The organism is Bacillus sp. G402, from assembly GCF_051172515.1.
In the GTDB taxonomy this organism is placed as follows: domain Bacteria; phylum Bacillota; class Bacilli; order Bacillales; family Bacillaceae; genus Bacillus; species Bacillus altitudinis.
This window is the reverse complement of sequence record NZ_JBPIZC010000001.1, coordinates 1,153,799-1,170,084: the sequence shown is the minus strand read 5'-3', so window position 1 is coordinate 1,170,084 and position 16,286 is coordinate 1,153,799. Positions and strand designations below refer to the sequence as shown.

The following is a 16,286-nucleotide window of genomic DNA, read 5'->3' as shown; positions in this document are numbered from 1 at the left end:
TGTGTTCAATTACCTTTCAGATGAATAAAATGTGCTCAGAAAGAGGAAGAAATGTCGGGTGCTAATAATGATAATTATTATCAAAAAGAAATTATAATAATTATTAATTGAAAATTGATCAGAACCTGTTATAATGAGTTACAGACCTATAAAAAGCTTGAAATAGCAGAAAATATAGATGATAAACGGAACGGGCAACGATTGATAATGTGAAAATCATTATCAATTAGAGAGGAGAAAGTAATCATGAATGAGAATACAGCACTTTATCAAACGACAGATCAAAAGGGATCCAACTCGCTCTTTCATAAATGGGCACAGCACGGAGAATTAATCGCAGCAGGAATTTCGGGGATTCTCATCTTGATTGGATGGTTTCTAAAGGATGAAACGATGTGGAGTATTCCTCTTTTTATTCTTGCTTTTGTTATTGGTGGTTTTGCAAAGGCAAAGGAAGGAATTGAAGAAACCATTTCATCCAAGACATTAAATGTAGAACTTCTAATGATATTTGCTGCGATAGGCTCAGCGATCATTGGCTACTGGGCAGAGGGCGCCATTTTAATTTTTATTTTTTCTTTGAGCGGTGCGCTAGAAACGTATACGTCAAATAAAAGTAAAAAAGACTTAACGGCTTTAATGAGTATCGCTCCAGATGAAGCCACTTTAATTGAAGAAGATGGCAGCACCATCCAAATCGCTGCTTCTTCACTTACGCCAGGCGACCGTATTTTAATCAAAGCGGGCGAACGAATTGCAGCAGATGGTGTGATCATGAGCGGAAGAACAAGTGTAGACGAATCTGCCTTAACGGGTGAATCGGTGCCTCAGGAAAAAGGGCAAGGGGAAGATGTGTTTGCAGGAACAGTGAATTTAAATGGTTCATTAACAGTAGAAGTAACAAAACATAATGAAGAAACACTTTTTCATAAAATCATTAAGCTTGTGGAATCTGCACAAGAAAGTGTATCGCCAAGCCAAGCATTTATTGAAAAATTTGAAGGTGCATATGTAAAAGGTGTACTCATCACTGTGGCGATTTTAATGTTCCTGCCTCATTTTGTACTTGGCTGGAGCATGAGTGAAACGTTTTACCGTGCGATGGTGTTTATGGTGGTTGCTTCGCCTTGTGCACTTGTTGCCTCAATTATGCCAGCAGCTCTTTCACTCATCTCAAACGGTGCAAGAAACGGTATGCTTGTAAAAGGAAGTGTCTTTTTAGAAAAACTGGGCACAAGTACGATGATTGCATTTGATAAAACGGGTACGATTACAAGTGGAAAACCAGCTGTTGAAAAAGTAGTTTTGGCAAAAGGGCAAGATGAATCGACCTTTTATCAAGTGCTCTATCAAATTGAAAGTCAGTCAAACCATCCATTAGCTAAAGCCATTTCTGATATGGCAAAAGAGCATCATACAGAGCGGGCAGCCCACGTAACCATTGAAGAAACATCAGGTTTTGGTGTGGAAGCACAATTAAATGAGGACACATGGCGGATTGGGAAGAAAGATTTTGCCGGAAAAGCTTCAATGGATCGTGACATTGAAGAGAATGGTGATGTTCTTTCATCCAAAGGATATACAGTTGTCTATGTTCAAAAAAATCAAGAAGTCGTCGGCTGTCTCGGTTTGAAAGATCAAATCAGACCTGAAGCCAAAAAAATGATTCAGGAGCTGAATGATTTAGGCATCCAAACCGTCATGCTCACAGGGGATCAGCAAAAAACAGCTGAAGCGATTGCAGAGGAAGCAGGCATCCAAACCGTTGTCGCTGAATGTCTTCCAGATGAAAAGGTACATGAAGTCAATCAATTGAAAAAACAAGGTGATTCGATCATTATGGTCGGAGATGGAATCAATGATGCACCTGCACTCGCCACAGCGGATGTTGGCGTCGCAATGGGCGGAGGGACAGATGTTGCTTTAGAAACAGCAGATCTCATTTTAATGAAAAATAACTTAAACAATCTAACAAAGATGATCCGTCTTTCAAGAAAGATGAACCGAATCATTAAACAAAACATCATCTTTTCATTAACAGTTATTTGTTTGTTAATCTGTGCGAATTTCTTACAAGTTCTTGATTTACCTTTTGGTGTCATTGGGCATGAAGGCAGTACGATTTTGGTTATTTTAAACGGACTTCGTTTGCTTCGTGCTTCTTAAGCAAATCACAAAAGCGCACTGGCTTTAGGTCAGTGCGCTTTTGTGCGAAATACAGTGAAAACTGATACAATAGATCAGTAGTCAAACGTGTGAGGAGGATCACGATGAATCGAATGAAAAACTTGTCTTCTTGGCTTAAGAAAAAAGACATTCAAGGTGCATTTATACATACAAAGGAGAATGTATTCTATCTATCTGGATACTTCACAGAGCCGCATGAAAGAGTGATGGGGCTGTTTGTTTTTCAGGAAGCAGATCCATTTTTCATTTTGCCTAAGATGGAAGTTGAGCAAGCAAAAAATGCGGGATGGGCTGGAGATCTCATTGGATATGAAGACCATGAAAACCCCTTTGATTTCATACAAAAGGCACTAGGAAAACGAGGAGTAAAAGCGACTCGCCTAGCGATTGAAAAAGAATCCATTCCTTTGCAAAGAGCAGAGCAGCTTCAAGCTGTCACTGGGGCAGAAACATTCGTCCGGGCAGAAGATGTGCTCAATCAGCTAAGACTAATTAAAGACGAAGCTGAAATTGAAACATTGAAAAAAGCTGCTCAATTGGCAGACGAAGGCGTCAAAATTGGGGTACATGCCCTAAAAGAAGGGGTGACGGAAACCGAAGTTCTTGCTGTCATCGAATATGAACTGAAGAAAAAAGGCATTCAGGGCATGTCCTTTTCAACCATGGTACTATTCGGAGAAAAATCAGGAGAACCTCATGGAAATCCGGGGCAGGCAGCCTTGAAAAAAGGTGATTTTGTTTTATTTGACCTCGGCGTGATTGTGGATGGCTATTGTTCAGATATTACAAGAACCTTCATCTATCAAGAAGCGACTGAACAACAAAAGGATATTTACAACACTGTCTTGAAAGCCGAATTGGCAGCACTTGATATGAGCCAGCCGGGTGTGAGAATTGGTGACCTTGACTTAAAAGCAAGAGGGCTGATCGCAGAAGCAGGGTATGGCGAATACTTCCCTCACCGTCTAGGGCATGGACTCGGGGTTTCTGTTCACGAGTTCCCTTCTATGAGTCAAGCAAATGATGACCTTCTAAAAGAAGGGATGGTCTATACAATCGAGCCGGGTATTTATGTACCAGGAGTCGGCGGGGTTAGAATTGAAGACGATGTTCTCATTACAAAAGATGGCCCAGTCACCTTAACCAATTATCCAAAAGAGTTGACGATCATCAAGTAATGAAAAAAATCACGATGAACGTCCAAGTATTGGGAGCGTCATCGTGATTTTTTTGTCACTCTTTGCGATCCTTATCAACAAAAAAATCATCAATTGATTGAAACGGCTTGATTTTATGTTCTTTTCCTAAAGGATGTAGTGCGAATCGAGCAGAAAACAAAATAGTCAAACATAATATGATCCATATGATAATACCCATCTTGAATTCCCCTTTCCACCCAGTGATTTGTTCAGCTCACATACATCTTAAAGTATGAAACGCTTACCATATCAAGAGAAAGTAGGAGAAAAAATGCCTAACATAAGGGATATTGCGAAAAGGGCGGGTGTATCTGTTACCACTGTATCACGAGTGATGAATGATCATCCTTATGTCAAAGAAGAAAAGCGAGAGCGCGTACTTAGTGCGATGAAAGAGCTCAAATATACACGGAATATTCAGGCAGTGCATTTAGCAAAGGGCTATTCCAATATGCTTGGAATTGTACTTCCGACAATTGATCACTCCTATTTCAGCGGAATTGTCACAGGGATTGCAGAGAAAGCACAGGAGTGCGGAATGCATTTTGCCTTGTTTCAAACAGGATATGACCCATTAAAGGAAAAAGAAGCATTAATGAGCTTAAAAGAGCAGCGTGTGGATGGTTTAATCTTTTGCTCAAATGCGTTAAGTGATCGAGACATTTTAAAGTGGCAGGAATCTGGTCCTATTATCTTTTGTCATCCTACTCCGCATGATCCATGTTCATCGGTATCGATTGCGCATGATCAGGCTTTTAAGGAAGCGCTTGAACACTTAGCGGCATGCGGTCATGAGCGAATCGCAATCGTTCTTGCTAGAACAGAAGGGGAGAATAGCCAAGTTCGCATTCAGACTTATCAAGAAATGATGCGGTCGCTTGGGCAGGACATTGATGATGAATGGGTCATTGAAGGAAAACTGACCATTTTTGATGGCAAGCAATTATTTACAGAATGGAAAGAGATGAAAAATCGTCCGACAGCCTTACTGATTACGAACGATGATGTATCAGCAGGTTTTTTACTAGAAGCACAGCGTCACCAAATAAACGTTGGAGAATCACCTGCCATACTTGGCTTTCAAAACGATCAATTGAGTGAAGCATTGGGGATTTCTAGTATAGACATTCCCCTCAAACAAATGGGGCAGGAAGCATTTGACTTGTTCAAGCAAGCATTACAAGGTGAGGCACCAGAAAAAAGAGTGCTGTCATATCGACTCGTTGAGCGCACAACGACTATTTTGAAAAACAATCGTTGACGCACGTTTCATCTGTTTTGTACGATAAGAAGGATTGAATAAGAAGGAGGTGGGGATGTTCATGGAATCCTTCACCGTTGATAAAGCGTTAAATAATAATGTCATCATCGCAAAACACCCTTCTTTAGGCGAAGTGGTCCTGATTGATAAAGGGATCGGCTTTGGGAAAAAATCGGGTGACGTTCTCGATCAAGCGGCATTTGAGAAAATGTTTGTGTTAAAGAACACAAAAGAGCAAACAGAATACAAACAATTGCTGCACCACATAAATGAGGACATGATTGAGCTTGCCAATGACGTCATTTATCATATACGAGAAAAAATGGGGCATCGTTTAAATGAGCATATTCATATTGCACTGACAGATCATATTGCCTTTAGTTTTAAACGAGTTAAGCAAGGCTATGATATCACCAATCCTTTTATGCTTGAAACGAAATCCTTATACCCGAAAGAATACGAGGTCGCAAAGGAAGTCGTGGAACTGATAAATGCGCGGCCAGATGTTGAAACAAAGCTGCCCGAAGGAGAGATTGGCTTTATTGCGCTCCACATTCATTCTGCTTTAACGAACCGGCCTTTATCCGAGGTCAACCGTCATTCACAGCTCATGACACAAATGGTCCAAGTCATAGAAGATGCATTTCATATGAAAGTAGATAGAGAAAGTATTCATTATTTACGCTTACTGCGCCATATTACGTTTTCGATTGAGCGTATTAAACGGGAAGAATCATTAGAGGAGCCAGAAAAGTTGCTTCATCTATTGAAAAATGAATATCCTTTATGCTACAATACTGCTTGGAAAATGATCAAAATTTTGCAACATGCATTGAAAAAGCCTGTACAAGATGCCGAAGCTGTCTATTTGACACTTCACCTGTACAGATTGACGAATAAAATTTCATAGTTTCCTTGAAACGTGTAACTGATTCGATCAGGCATGAGTGACTTAAGGTAAATACAGGATAAGATCCTGTTATTTGCGCAACCTTATATCACCATGCCTTTTTTGTGTTCTGAAAGTGAAATGTAAACGGTTAATTATGAAATGTACGTCAATATGTGATTGAAATGTATGTTGTAAGCGAAAACAAAAGGAGGTTCAACCAGTGTTTAAATCACTTTTTGGTGTGTTGCAAAAAATTGGACGAGCACTTATGCTTCCAGTTGCGATCCTTCCTGCTGCTGGTATTTTACTAGCACTCGGAAATGCGATGCAAAATCCGCAGCTGATTGATGTCGCTCAATTTTTAAGCAATGATACAATTCAGCTTGTTGCTAGTGTTATGGAGAATGCGGGGAATATTGTCTTCTCGAATCTTCCGCTCCTATTTGCTGTAGGGGTTGCCATCGGTCTTGCCAATGGAGACGGTGTGGCAGGGATTGCCGCGATCATCGGTTACCTTGTCATGAACGTAACGATGAGTGCCGTATTAATGGCCAACGGTTCCATTCCATCCGATTCAATCAAATTGGCTAAGTTCTTTAAGGAAAGTCATCCAGCATATGTGAATATGCTCGGCATACCGACCTTGTCTACCGGCGTGTTTGGCGGGATTATTGTCGGGGTATTAGCGGCTTATATGTTTAATAAATTTTACAAAATTGAGCTCCCGCAATATCTTGGCTTCTTTGCTGGTAAGCGTTTTGTTCCAATCGTTACGTCGATTTCAGCACTTATTTTAGGGCTTTTGATGCTCGTCATTTGGCCGCCAATCCAAGGTGCATTGAACTCATTTTCAACAGGATTGCTTGCAGCGAATGAGCCGCTAGCTGCCTTTGTATTTGGTGTCATTGAACGCTCATTAATTCCGTTTGGTCTACACCACATATTCTACGCACCATTCTGGTATGAATTTTTTAGCTATAAGAGCTTATCAGGAGATATTATCCGTGGTGACCAGCGTATTTTCATGGCGCAAATCAAAGATGGTGTTCAGCTGACAGCCGGGACATTCATGACAGGGAAATATCCGTTCATGATGTTTGGACTTCCAGCAGCAGCACTTGCGATTTACCATGAAGCAAAACCTAAGAATAAAAAACTTGTAGCAGGAATTATGGGGTCAGCGGCCCTTACTTCTTTCCTAACAGGGATCACTGAACCGCTTGAATTCTCATTCTTGTTTGTTGCACCGATATTATTTGCGATTCACTGTGTATTTGCTGGATTATCCTTTATGATAATGGATATTCTAAACGTGAAAATCGGGATGACCTTCTCAGGAGGGTTAATCGACTTCTTCCTATTTGGTATCCTGCCGAATAGAACCGCTTGGTGGCTTGTTATTCCAGTCGGTCTCGTACTGGCTGTCATTTACTACTTCGGATTCAGATTTGCGATTCGCAAGTTTAATCTGAAAACGCCAGGACGAGAAGATGAAGCAGCTGACGGTGCAAGCAGCGCTCAATCTGGAAAAGGCGATGACTTACCTTATGAAATTCTTGAAGCAATGGGTGACCAAGAAAACATTAAACACCTAGATGCTTGTATTACGCGTTTACGTGTCACTGTAAATGATCAGAAAAAAGTGGATAAAGACCGCTTGAAAAAGCTTGGCGCTTCAGGTGTCCTTGAAGTCGGGAATAACATCCAGGCCATCTTTGGACCACGCTCTGATAATTTAAAAACACAAATGCAGGACATTATTGCAGGGCGCACACCTCGACCAGCGAAAGACCCTTCTGCAAAAGAAGAAGTCAGTCAGCAGGTTGAAGAAGTTATTGCAAAACCGCTTCAAAACGAACAAGGGGAAGAAATGTTTGCTTCACCAATTACAGGGGAGCTGCATCCAATTACAGATGTGCCAGATCAAGTATTCTCAGGGAAAATGATGGGTGACGGGTTTGCTATCTTGCCAAAAGAGGGAACAGTGGTTTCACCAGTAAGAGGAAAAATCTTAAATGTGTTCCCAACAAAACACGCCATCGGCCTCCAGTCTGATGGTGGACTTGAAATCTTGATTCACTTCGGGATTGATACAGTCAGCCTCAAAGGAGAAGGATTTGAAGCATTTGTACAAGAGGGAGATCAAGTAGAAATCGGTCAAAAACTTTTAGAGGTTGATATTGATAAAATTAAGTCAGAAGTACCATCTTTAATGACACCAATTGTATTTACAAACTTAAGTGAAGGACAATTTATTGACCTTCAAGAATCCGGTGAAATCAAAGCTGGCCAAGAAAACATCATGAAAATTTCAAAATAATTTTCATAACTGCCGTTCTTGTTAGATGACAAGCTCGGCAGTATGATATAATATTGTGGATGTATGAAATGTATAAAAAGGAGATTGATAAAAATGGCTCAACAAACATTCAAAGTAACTGCAGATTCTGGAATTCACGCACGTCCTGCAACAGTTCTTGTACAAACTGCTAGTAAATATGATGCTGATATCAACTTAGAATATAATGGTAAAACAGTGAACCTGAAATCTATTATGGGTGTAATGTCTCTAGGAATTGCGAAAGGTGCTACAATCACAATCTCTGCTTCTGGTTCTGATGAAAATGATGCACTTGCTGCGCTAAAAGACACAATGAAAAGTGAAGGCCTAGGCGAGTAATGCAACAACTGAAAGGAATCGGTGCTTCAGCAGGCGTTGCGATTGCAAAAGCATATCGTCTAGAAGAACCAGATTTAACAGTTCACCAAAAAGACATCAATGATCCAGAGACAGAAGTGAAACGCTTTGAAGAAGCAATTCATGTTTCAAAGCAAGAACTTGAAGCAATTAAAGAACATGCGCTAAAAGAACTTGGCCAAGATAAAGCGGATATTTTTTCTGCACACCTTCTTGTGTTAAGTGATCCAGAGCTGCTCAACCCAGTGAAGGATAAAATCACATCGGATAAAGTAAATGCTGAATTTGCTTTAAAAGAAACAGCAACAATGTTTGTTACAATGTTTGAAGCAATGGACAATGAATACATGAAAGAACGTGCAGCGGATATTCGCGACGTTACAAAACGTGTCACTGGTCATTTGCTAGGCGTTGACATTCCAAACCCAAGTATGATTTCTGAAGAAGTCATTATCATTGCTGAAGATTTAACACCTTCTGATACAGCTCAGCTGAACAGACAATTCGTCAAAGGTTTTGCGACAGATATCGGTGGTCGTACTTCTCACTCAGCGATTATGGCTAGATCAATGGAAATCCCAGCAGTTGTTGGAACAAAAGAAGCAACAAAAACGGTGAAAAACAATGATCTGATCATTGTTGATGGTATTAGTGGAGACGTCATCATTCAGCCTTCTGAAGATGAAGTGAAAGCGTATCAAAAAAAGCATGAAGACTACTTAGCTCAAAAAGCGGAATGGGCGAAACTTGTTGACCAGCCAACGGTCACAAAAGACGGCGTTCACGTAGAGTTAGCTGCGAATATTGGAACACCTGAAGATGTGAAAGGTGTACTTGAAAATGGCGGCGAAGCAGTTGGATTGTACCGTACAGAATTTTTATACATGGGCAGAGATCAGCTCCCAACAGAAGAAGAGCAGTTCGATGCGTATAAAACCGTTTTAGAGAAGATGGAAGGCAAAGCAGTGGTTGTCCGCACACTAGATATTGGTGGCGATAAAGAACTTCCTTACTTGCAGCTTCCAAAAGAAATGAACCCGTTCCTTGGCTATAGAGCGATCCGCCTTTGCCTTGAAGAGCAGGAGATTTTCAGAACACAGCTACGCGCGTTACTTCGTGCAAGTACATATGGAAACTTGAAAATCATGTTCCCTATGATCGCGACGTTATCAGAATTTAGAGAAGCAAAAGCTATTTTACTTGAAGAAAAAGAAGCATTGGTTGCTGCTGGTACAGAAGTATCTGATTCCATTGAAATCGGAATGATGGTAGAAATTCCATCAACAGCTGTTATCGCAGATCAATTTGCAAAAGAAGTAGATTTCTTCAGTATTGGAACAAATGATTTGATTCAATACACAATGGCTGCTGATCGAATGAACGAACGAGTGTCTTATCTTTACCAGCCATACAATCCAGCTATTTTACGCCTCATAACGCTTGTGATTGAAGCAGCGCATAAAGAAGGTAAATGGGTTGGCATGTGCGGTGAGATGGCAGGAGATGAAATCGCAATCCCGCTCCTACTTGGATTAGGATTAGATGAATTTTCAATGAGCGCAACATCGATTCTTCCAGCAAGAACGCAGTTAAGCAAGCTTTCTAAGGAAGAAGCTGCATCATTTAAAGAGCATATCTTATCACTGAGTACAACTGAAGAAGTGGTTGATTTCGTGAAAAAAACGTTTCAACATAACTAGGTGATGTAAACCAGACAGGTCAAACTGTCTGGTTTTTTTGTCGAATTTTATCATAATCAGTCATATCGCTTGCAGAGAAGGGCATCCTAACATAAAAAATGGAGGTGACCAGTTTGTCTTTCTCTGACTATAAGCCAGGTGATCAAGTATATGTCATTTATCGAAATCCACATGCAGCCAATGTTGCACAAATTAAAGAAGCGGAAATCGTTTCACACCCTTACAATGAACAAGAGCTTGCGCTATTTCTACTTGAAACATATCACCCATTAGCCCCTGATGATGCCGTATTTCCAACATACGAAGAAGCAGAAGCCCTTTATCAAGATCTATTTGAATAAGGGAGATTTTAGAAAGGATAGAAGCCATCCTGAGAGGTTAAAGTAACGGTATGAACCTATAAGGTAAGGATGTGCTAAATATGATCAAACCGTTCGTTCCCCAGCTTGTGTATATTGAACCTCGGGCGCTAGAGTACCCATTAGGACAAGAGCTGAAAGAAAAGTTTGAAGGTATGGGAATTGAAATTAGAGAAACAACCTCACACAACCAAGTGAGAAATATTCCGGGGAAAAATGATTTACAAAAGTACCGTAATGCAAAGTCAACGCTCGTTATCGGCGTGAGAAAAACCTTGAAATTTGATACATCTAAACCATCTGCAGAGTATGCCATTCCGTTTGCGACAGGATGCATGGGGCATTGCCATTATTGCTACCTGCAAACGACGATGGGGAGTAAGCCGTACATTCGCACATATGTCAATGTAGAAGAGATCTTAGATCAGGCTGAACAGTACATGAACGAGCGTGCCCCTGATATCACGCGATTTGAAGCTTCATGTACATCCGATATCGTAGGAATTGACCATTTGACTCACACACTCAAACGAGCGATTGAATACTTTGGTCAAACCGATCTTGGCAAACTGCGCTTTGTTACGAAATTTCATCATGTAGACCATTTGTTAGATGCAAAACACAATGGGCGAACAAGATTCCGCTTTAGTATCAATGCCGATTATGTCATTAAATATTTCGAACCTGGAACATCACCACTCGATCAGCGGATTGAAGCGGCTGTAAAGGTAGCAAAAGCAGGCTATCCACTGGGCTTTATTATTGCCCCTATTTACATTCATGAAGGGTGGCAAGAGGGCTATAAAGTCCTATTTGAAAAACTCGATGCAGCTCTCCCTGAAGAAGTGAGACAAGATATCACCTTTGAAATGATTCAGCACCGTTTTACAAAACCGGCGAAGCGTGTCATCCAAAAAAACTATCCAAAAACAAAACTAGAACTAGATGAAGAAAAGAGAAGATATAAGTGGGGTAGATATGGAATTGGAAAATATATCTATCAAAAAGATGAAGAACAAGAACTTAGACAGACATTAGAATCATATATCGAACAGTACTTTCCGTCTGCAAAAATTGAATATTTTACTTAAAACAAGTCATTATGGCTTGTTTTTTCTATTTAAATTTTCTTACAACTATTGAATGCGGTACCAATTTTGCCGATATACACATTAAGATGCGAAAGTAGGATGTAGGGGTGATGAGATGTTTAAGAAACTTCAAGTGAGAATAGCTGTTTTCATCTCAGTTATTTTAATTTTAACCGTTGTCGCAGTTCAAGTGGGTTCCAATTTAGTATTAAGACCATTGATTGAACGAGATGCGAAAACAACGACAGCAGCAACGGCAGAAAGCATGAGAGACATCATAGCACTAAAGCTTGAGAATTACGGTGATACGATTAACAAATTGGCAACAAGTACACTTACTGAAGATTTTGCACAGAAACAAACAAAGCAGACATTGGCATTTGAAAACGATGAATTAAAAGGATTGCAGGAGCAGGATGAACTCATCTCGCTTGCCTATATAGGAACAAGTGATGGTAAAATGTTCGCTTTCCCGGAGTCCGATTTTGGTGAAGGGTATGATCCGTCTAAACGAGACTGGTATATTCAAGCAGCTGAAAAGCCTGACGAAGTCCTATGGACAGATCCGTACATTGATAAAGCAACAAATGAAATGGTCGTTTCAGCCACGAAGGCGATCGTACGAAACGGGAAAGTAGTCGGTGTCGCTGGACTTGACTTGAAACTGGCTTCCATTCAGTCTTATATAAAAGAACAAAAGATTCCTTATATGGGAACGGCTTTCTTAGTTGACGGCACAGGGACCATTTTGGCACATCCAACAGAGCAAGGAAAAAATATCTCAAAAGTCGCTTCTGTGAAAAAAGCGATCGACAACTCGGGTATTGATGATGACAAACAGCTGACCGTCATCTCAAAAATTAAAGAGGCAAACTGGACGATCGGTGTGAGCTTCGAGAAAAAGAAACTTCTTTGGATCACTGAACAAATGAATCAGACAAGTATCATTATTTCTGTCATTGCCATTATACTTGCCATGATTCTAAGCTACTTATTGGCTAGAAGCATTACAACACCAATTAAACGCCTCATCGAGCATGTTCGTAAAGTGTCTGAAGGCGATTTAACCAGCTCGCTTGAGTCGAAGTCACAGGATGAGATAGGTTTCCTGACGAAAAGCTTTAATCAAATGACTGAAGGTATCAGGGACTTAATTGAAAAAGTGAAAGAGTCTTCAGATCAGGTTGTGAAATCAACGGATGAAGTGACCCAAATTTCAAACGAGACCTTGCTGTCTAGTGAACAGATTGCAACGGCTATTCAAGAGGTCGCTGTAGGAGCGACGAAACAAGCATCAGAAGCGGAAACCATTAATGAAAAATCAGAGCATTTGTATGAAAAAGTTCGTCATATGGGTGAGCTTGCCACGCAAATGCAAACCAATTCAAAATCATCGGAAGATGCAAGCTATAGAGGACTTGATGCTCTTGGTCTGCTCGTCCAAAAATCAACACAAGCGAATGAAGAATCGAAGAAGGTAGAGCAAATGCTGCTTGACCTTGAGCATAAAACAAAAAATATTGAAAACGTCGTAACAGCGATTTCTGAAATCTCAGATCAAACGAATTTACTCGCACTGAATGCAAGTATTGAAGCAGCGAGAGCAGGAGAAAGCGGAAGAGGATTTGCTGTTGTTGCAGAAGAAGTCAGAAAGCTGGCTGAACAATCTGCGGAATCAACGAAACATATTAGTGAAACCGTAAAACTCATTCAAGATGAATCGAAAAAGGCAGCTGAAGCGATGACAGCAGCAAGCAAAATGAATGAAGAACAAGGTGATGCCATCAATTCAACAGGAGAGGCACTCAGCAGTATCACAATGGAAATGCAGGCACTTGTCGGCTCCATTGACAGCATTCATACACAAATCAATGAAATGACTGAAGAACAGCAGAAAATGAATGATTCCATTCAAAGTATTGCGGCCATTTCACAAGAATCCGCCGCTTCAGCTGAGGAAGTACATGCTTCGACAGACGAACAAGTACAAGCTTTAGAAAGAACGAAAACATCAACAGAAATGTTGAACGAATCAAGTCAGGCACTGCGTCAGGCAGTCAATCGGTTTAAACTATAATCTTGCAGAAAAGAACCTTGCCATGTGAGCAAGGTTCTTTTTGTATGATAAAATATGAACAGAGGAGGGTGCCAACATGCATGTTAATCTATCTGGAAAAAAAGCATTGGTCGCAGCAAGCAGTCAAGGTATCGGTAAAGCCATTGCCTTTCATCTTGCAAAAGAGGGAGCAGATGTGATGCTCTCGGGAAGACATGAGCACACGCTGCAAGAAGCGGTCAAAGAATTATCCCCGCTTGTAAAAGGGAAGCTGACGTATCAAGTATGTGATGTATCTGACGCCGAGCAAATTAAAGCGCTTGTCGTCGCAGCAGCAGGTGATGAAAAACGTCTTGATATACTCGTGAACAATACAGGCGGTCCTCAAACAGGAACACTTGAAAGCTTAACAGATGAAGATTGGATGGAATCATTTCAGCTTCATTTACTCAGCTATATTCGGTTATTAAAAGAAGCCTTGCCGTATTTAAAAAAACAAGGTGCACGCGTGTTAAATATTGCATCTATGTCGGTCAAAGAACCGATCCCAGGCTTGATGCTGTCGAATACATTTAGACCGGCCATTACCGGCTGGACAAAAACAGCTGCTCAGGAGCTTGCCAAAGATGGCATTTTGATCAATACCTTAGCCCCTGGGAAAATTGAAACAGAGCGCGTGAAACAGTTAGACAAACACCGTGCACAAGAGGAGCAACAATCGGTTGAAGAGATCAAAGCACAAGCTGAACGTATGATTCCGCTGGGCCGTTACGGGCAGCCAGAGGAATTTGCAGCATATGCGGCTTTTCTTTTATCTGAAGCCAATACATATATGACAGGTCAAACCCTCATCATTGATGGTGGATTGACAAAGTCTCTATAAGGAGGAATTCTTGATGGCGCAAATCAAAACAGTTGGTTTTATTGGAATCGGTGTAATGGGACGTAGTATGGCAGGGCATTTAATGAATGCTGGCTACGAAGTTCTCGTTTATACAAGAACAAAAGCAAAGGCAGACACATTGATTCAAAAAGGAGCTCTTTGGAAATCGACCGTAAAGGAGATCGCAAAGGAGGCAGATGCCGTCATCACAATGGTCGGGTATCCATCAGATGTAGAAGAAGTCTATTTAGGAGAAGATGGACTCGTGGCACATGCTGCGCCTGGTACATACCTCATTGATATGACCACATCGAAACCTCAACTGGCAAAAGAAATTGAAGCGAAAGCGAAGGAAAAAGGACTATTTGCATTAGATGCGCCGGTCTCTGGCGGAGACGTTGGAGCCAAAAATGGCACGCTGGCCATTATGATTGGTGGAGAAAAAGCAGCCTATGAAGCGTGCCTGCCGCTATTTCAGCAAATGGGAGAAAATATTCAATATCAAGGACCTTCAGGAAGTGGTCAGCATACAAAAATGTGTAACCAAATTGCTATCGCAGCAGGGATGGTAGGTGTGGCAGAGGCAATGGCTTATGCGGACAAATCAGGACTTGATCCAGAGCAGGTACTTAAAAGCATCACAACAGGAGCAGCCGGCAGCTGGTCTTTGTCAAACCTTGCACCAAGAATGCTGAAAGGTGATTTCGAGCCAGGATTTTATGTGAAGCATTTTATTAAGGATATGGGCATTGCACTTGAAGAAGCAGAGCTGATGGGAGAAGAGATGCCAGGCCTTTCACTAGCGAAGTCATTATATGAAAAGCTCAGCGAACAGGGCGAAGAAAACAGCGGAACACAAAGCATCTATAAATTATGGGTGAAATAAAAAAACTGCCCCGCCTAGGTGGAACAGTTTGTAGCGTGTAAACAAGCCCTCACATGGCTGAAAAAAGAAGACAAACTAAAAACCTGTCCCGAAAAGAGACAGGTTTTTTTGATCTTATTTTCCGATGAATTGCTGCGTCCAGTAGTTACCAGATTTTACATAACCTACACCGATATGTGTATAGTTTTTGTTTAAAATGTTCGCTCTGTGACCTTCACTGTTCATCCAAGCTGTTACTACTTCTTGAGGTGATCTTTGACCTTGCGCAATGTTTTCACCTGCTGTTTTGTACGTGATACCAAATTGCTTCATTTGATCAAATGGAGATCCGTAAGTTGGGCTTGTATGAGAGAAATAGTTTTTATCTTTCATATCTTGTGATTTAGCGCGAGCAGATTTGCTTAATTTAGAATCAACAGAAAGAGCTTTTAAGCCTTGTTTTGCACGCTCTTTATTTGTCAGCTCAACCACTTCTTGTTCAAATGCATTTAAGCTGCTGTCTGCTTTTGTTGCAGTTGTGTCTTTTTGATCAGATTTTGAGCTGTTGCTCGTTGTGTTTTCTTTTGCTGGTGTGCTTGGTTTAGAAGTAGCTGGTTTTTTCACTGATTCTTGTTTTTGCTCATTTTTTGCTTTGTTTACTTCTTTCACCACTTTTGTACCAGTAACAGGTTGACCACTTTTGATCAGCTTGTTTAATAGAGCTTCGATCTCTTTTTGATTTGAAGTGCTTAGCTTGTTTACATCTGAAGAGATATGTAATTTTGCAGCTAATGTATGAAGATCAATGGCTTGATGCTGTACGTTTATGACTTGTTTCAGGTTAAGCTCTTTCGCATCAGCTGAATGCCCTCCAGTGAACGTGATCAATGCAGCAGCTGTCAGCGCTGAAAAAATGAATGATTTCTTTTTCATTTTGTAACTCCTCCTAAAATCTTTGTTTTGTTTTCTCACAGAAAATCATAACATGGACTTTTTGTTATAAACGTACCAGCATCCTCCATTGACAACGCCCATTTGTCATTTTTGTTAAAGTCATAGAAAGAATCTTCTCATATCAATGAATGGAGAATCTTT

The 16,286-nt window shown here is 40.7% G+C and carries 13 protein-coding genes; 12 read left to right on the top strand and 1 reads right to left on the bottom strand.

Annotation, left to right across the window (positions count from 1 at the left end; all coding sequences use genetic code 11):
- The first annotated feature begins 246 nt into the window (after positions 1–246).
- The 12 genes from ACSBQP_RS06115 to ACSBQP_RS06060 all read left to right on the top strand — a co-directional run bounded on the left by ACSBQP_RS06115 (position 247) and on the right by ACSBQP_RS06060 (position 15,212).
- Complete coding sequence (locus ACSBQP_RS06115) at positions 247–2,166, top strand: heavy metal translocating P-type ATPase (protein ID WP_202734534.1); 1,920 nt, start codon at positions 247–249, stop codon at positions 2,164–2,166.
- Positions 2,167–2,270: 104 nt separating this feature from the next.
- Positions 2,271–3,365, top strand: a complete 1,095-nt coding sequence (locus tag ACSBQP_RS06110) for a M24 family metallopeptidase (protein WP_025207249.1) — start codon at positions 2,271–2,273, stop codon at positions 3,363–3,365.
- A gap of 292 nt (positions 3,366–3,657) precedes the next feature.
- The gene (locus ACSBQP_RS06105) at positions 3,658–4,647 is read left to right on the top strand and encodes a LacI family DNA-binding transcriptional regulator (protein ID WP_025207250.1); all 990 of its coding nucleotides are present in this window, start codon (positions 3,658–3,660) and stop codon (positions 4,645–4,647) included.
- A 55-nt stretch (positions 4,648–4,702) separates the two neighbouring features.
- Positions 4,703–5,557, top strand: coding sequence for a glucose PTS transporter transcription antiterminator GlcT (glcT, locus tag ACSBQP_RS06100; protein WP_017359435.1), 855 nt, complete (start codon positions 4,703–4,705; stop codon positions 5,555–5,557).
- Positions 5,558–5,759: 202 nt separating this feature from the next.
- Positions 5,760–7,859, top strand: a complete 2,100-nt coding sequence (gene ptsG / locus ACSBQP_RS06095; protein WP_017359434.1) for a glucose-specific PTS transporter subunit IIBC — start codon at positions 5,760–5,762, stop codon at positions 7,857–7,859.
- 93 nt (positions 7,860–7,952) lie between these two features.
- On the top strand, positions 7,953–8,219 hold the full coding sequence (locus tag ACSBQP_RS06090) for a phosphocarrier protein HPr (protein WP_003211078.1): 267 nt from the start codon (positions 7,953–7,955) through the stop codon (positions 8,217–8,219).
- Positions 8,219–9,937 carry a phosphoenolpyruvate--protein phosphotransferase gene (gene ptsP, locus ACSBQP_RS06085; RefSeq protein WP_008348058.1) on the top strand — a complete coding sequence of 573 codons (1,719 nt, stop codon included), beginning with the start codon at positions 8,219–8,221 and terminating at the stop codon, positions 9,935–9,937. Before ACSBQP_RS06090 ends, ptsP begins: the two co-directional genes overlap by 1 nt.
- A gap of 113 nt (positions 9,938–10,050) precedes the next feature.
- Positions 10,051–10,278: a transcriptional regulator SplA domain-containing protein gene (locus ACSBQP_RS06080; RefSeq protein WP_008348056.1), complete on the top strand. Its 228-nt coding sequence runs from the start codon at positions 10,051–10,053 to the stop codon at positions 10,276–10,278.
- An 80-nt stretch (positions 10,279–10,358) separates the two neighbouring features.
- Positions 10,359–11,387 (top strand): spore photoproduct lyase, encoded by a 1,029-nt coding sequence (splB, locus tag ACSBQP_RS06075; protein ID WP_007498710.1) that lies wholly within the window; start codon positions 10,359–10,361, stop codon positions 11,385–11,387.
- 115 nt (positions 11,388–11,502) lie between these two features.
- Positions 11,503–13,464: a methyl-accepting chemotaxis protein gene (locus tag ACSBQP_RS06070; protein WP_035392234.1), complete on the top strand. Its 1,962-nt coding sequence runs from the start codon at positions 11,503–11,505 to the stop codon at positions 13,462–13,464.
- Between the two features lie 76 nt (positions 13,465–13,540).
- The gene (locus ACSBQP_RS06065) at positions 13,541–14,326 is read left to right on the top strand and encodes an SDR family oxidoreductase (RefSeq protein WP_113747311.1); all 786 of its coding nucleotides are present in this window, start codon (positions 13,541–13,543) and stop codon (positions 14,324–14,326) included.
- 13 nt (positions 14,327–14,339) lie between these two features.
- Positions 14,340–15,212 carry an NAD(P)-dependent oxidoreductase gene (locus tag ACSBQP_RS06060; protein ID WP_435028260.1) on the top strand — a complete coding sequence of 291 codons (873 nt, stop codon included), beginning with the start codon at positions 14,340–14,342 and terminating at the stop codon, positions 15,210–15,212.
- Positions 15,213–15,326: 114 nt separating this feature from the next.
- On the opposite strand, the gene ACSBQP_RS06055 is transcribed toward ACSBQP_RS06060, so the two are convergent.
- Positions 15,327–16,124 carry a CAP domain-containing protein gene (locus ACSBQP_RS06055; RefSeq protein ID WP_048001616.1) on the bottom strand — a complete coding sequence of 266 codons (798 nt, stop codon included), beginning with the start codon at positions 16,122–16,124 and terminating at the stop codon, positions 15,327–15,329.
- Positions 16,125–16,286: the final 162 nt, after the last annotated feature.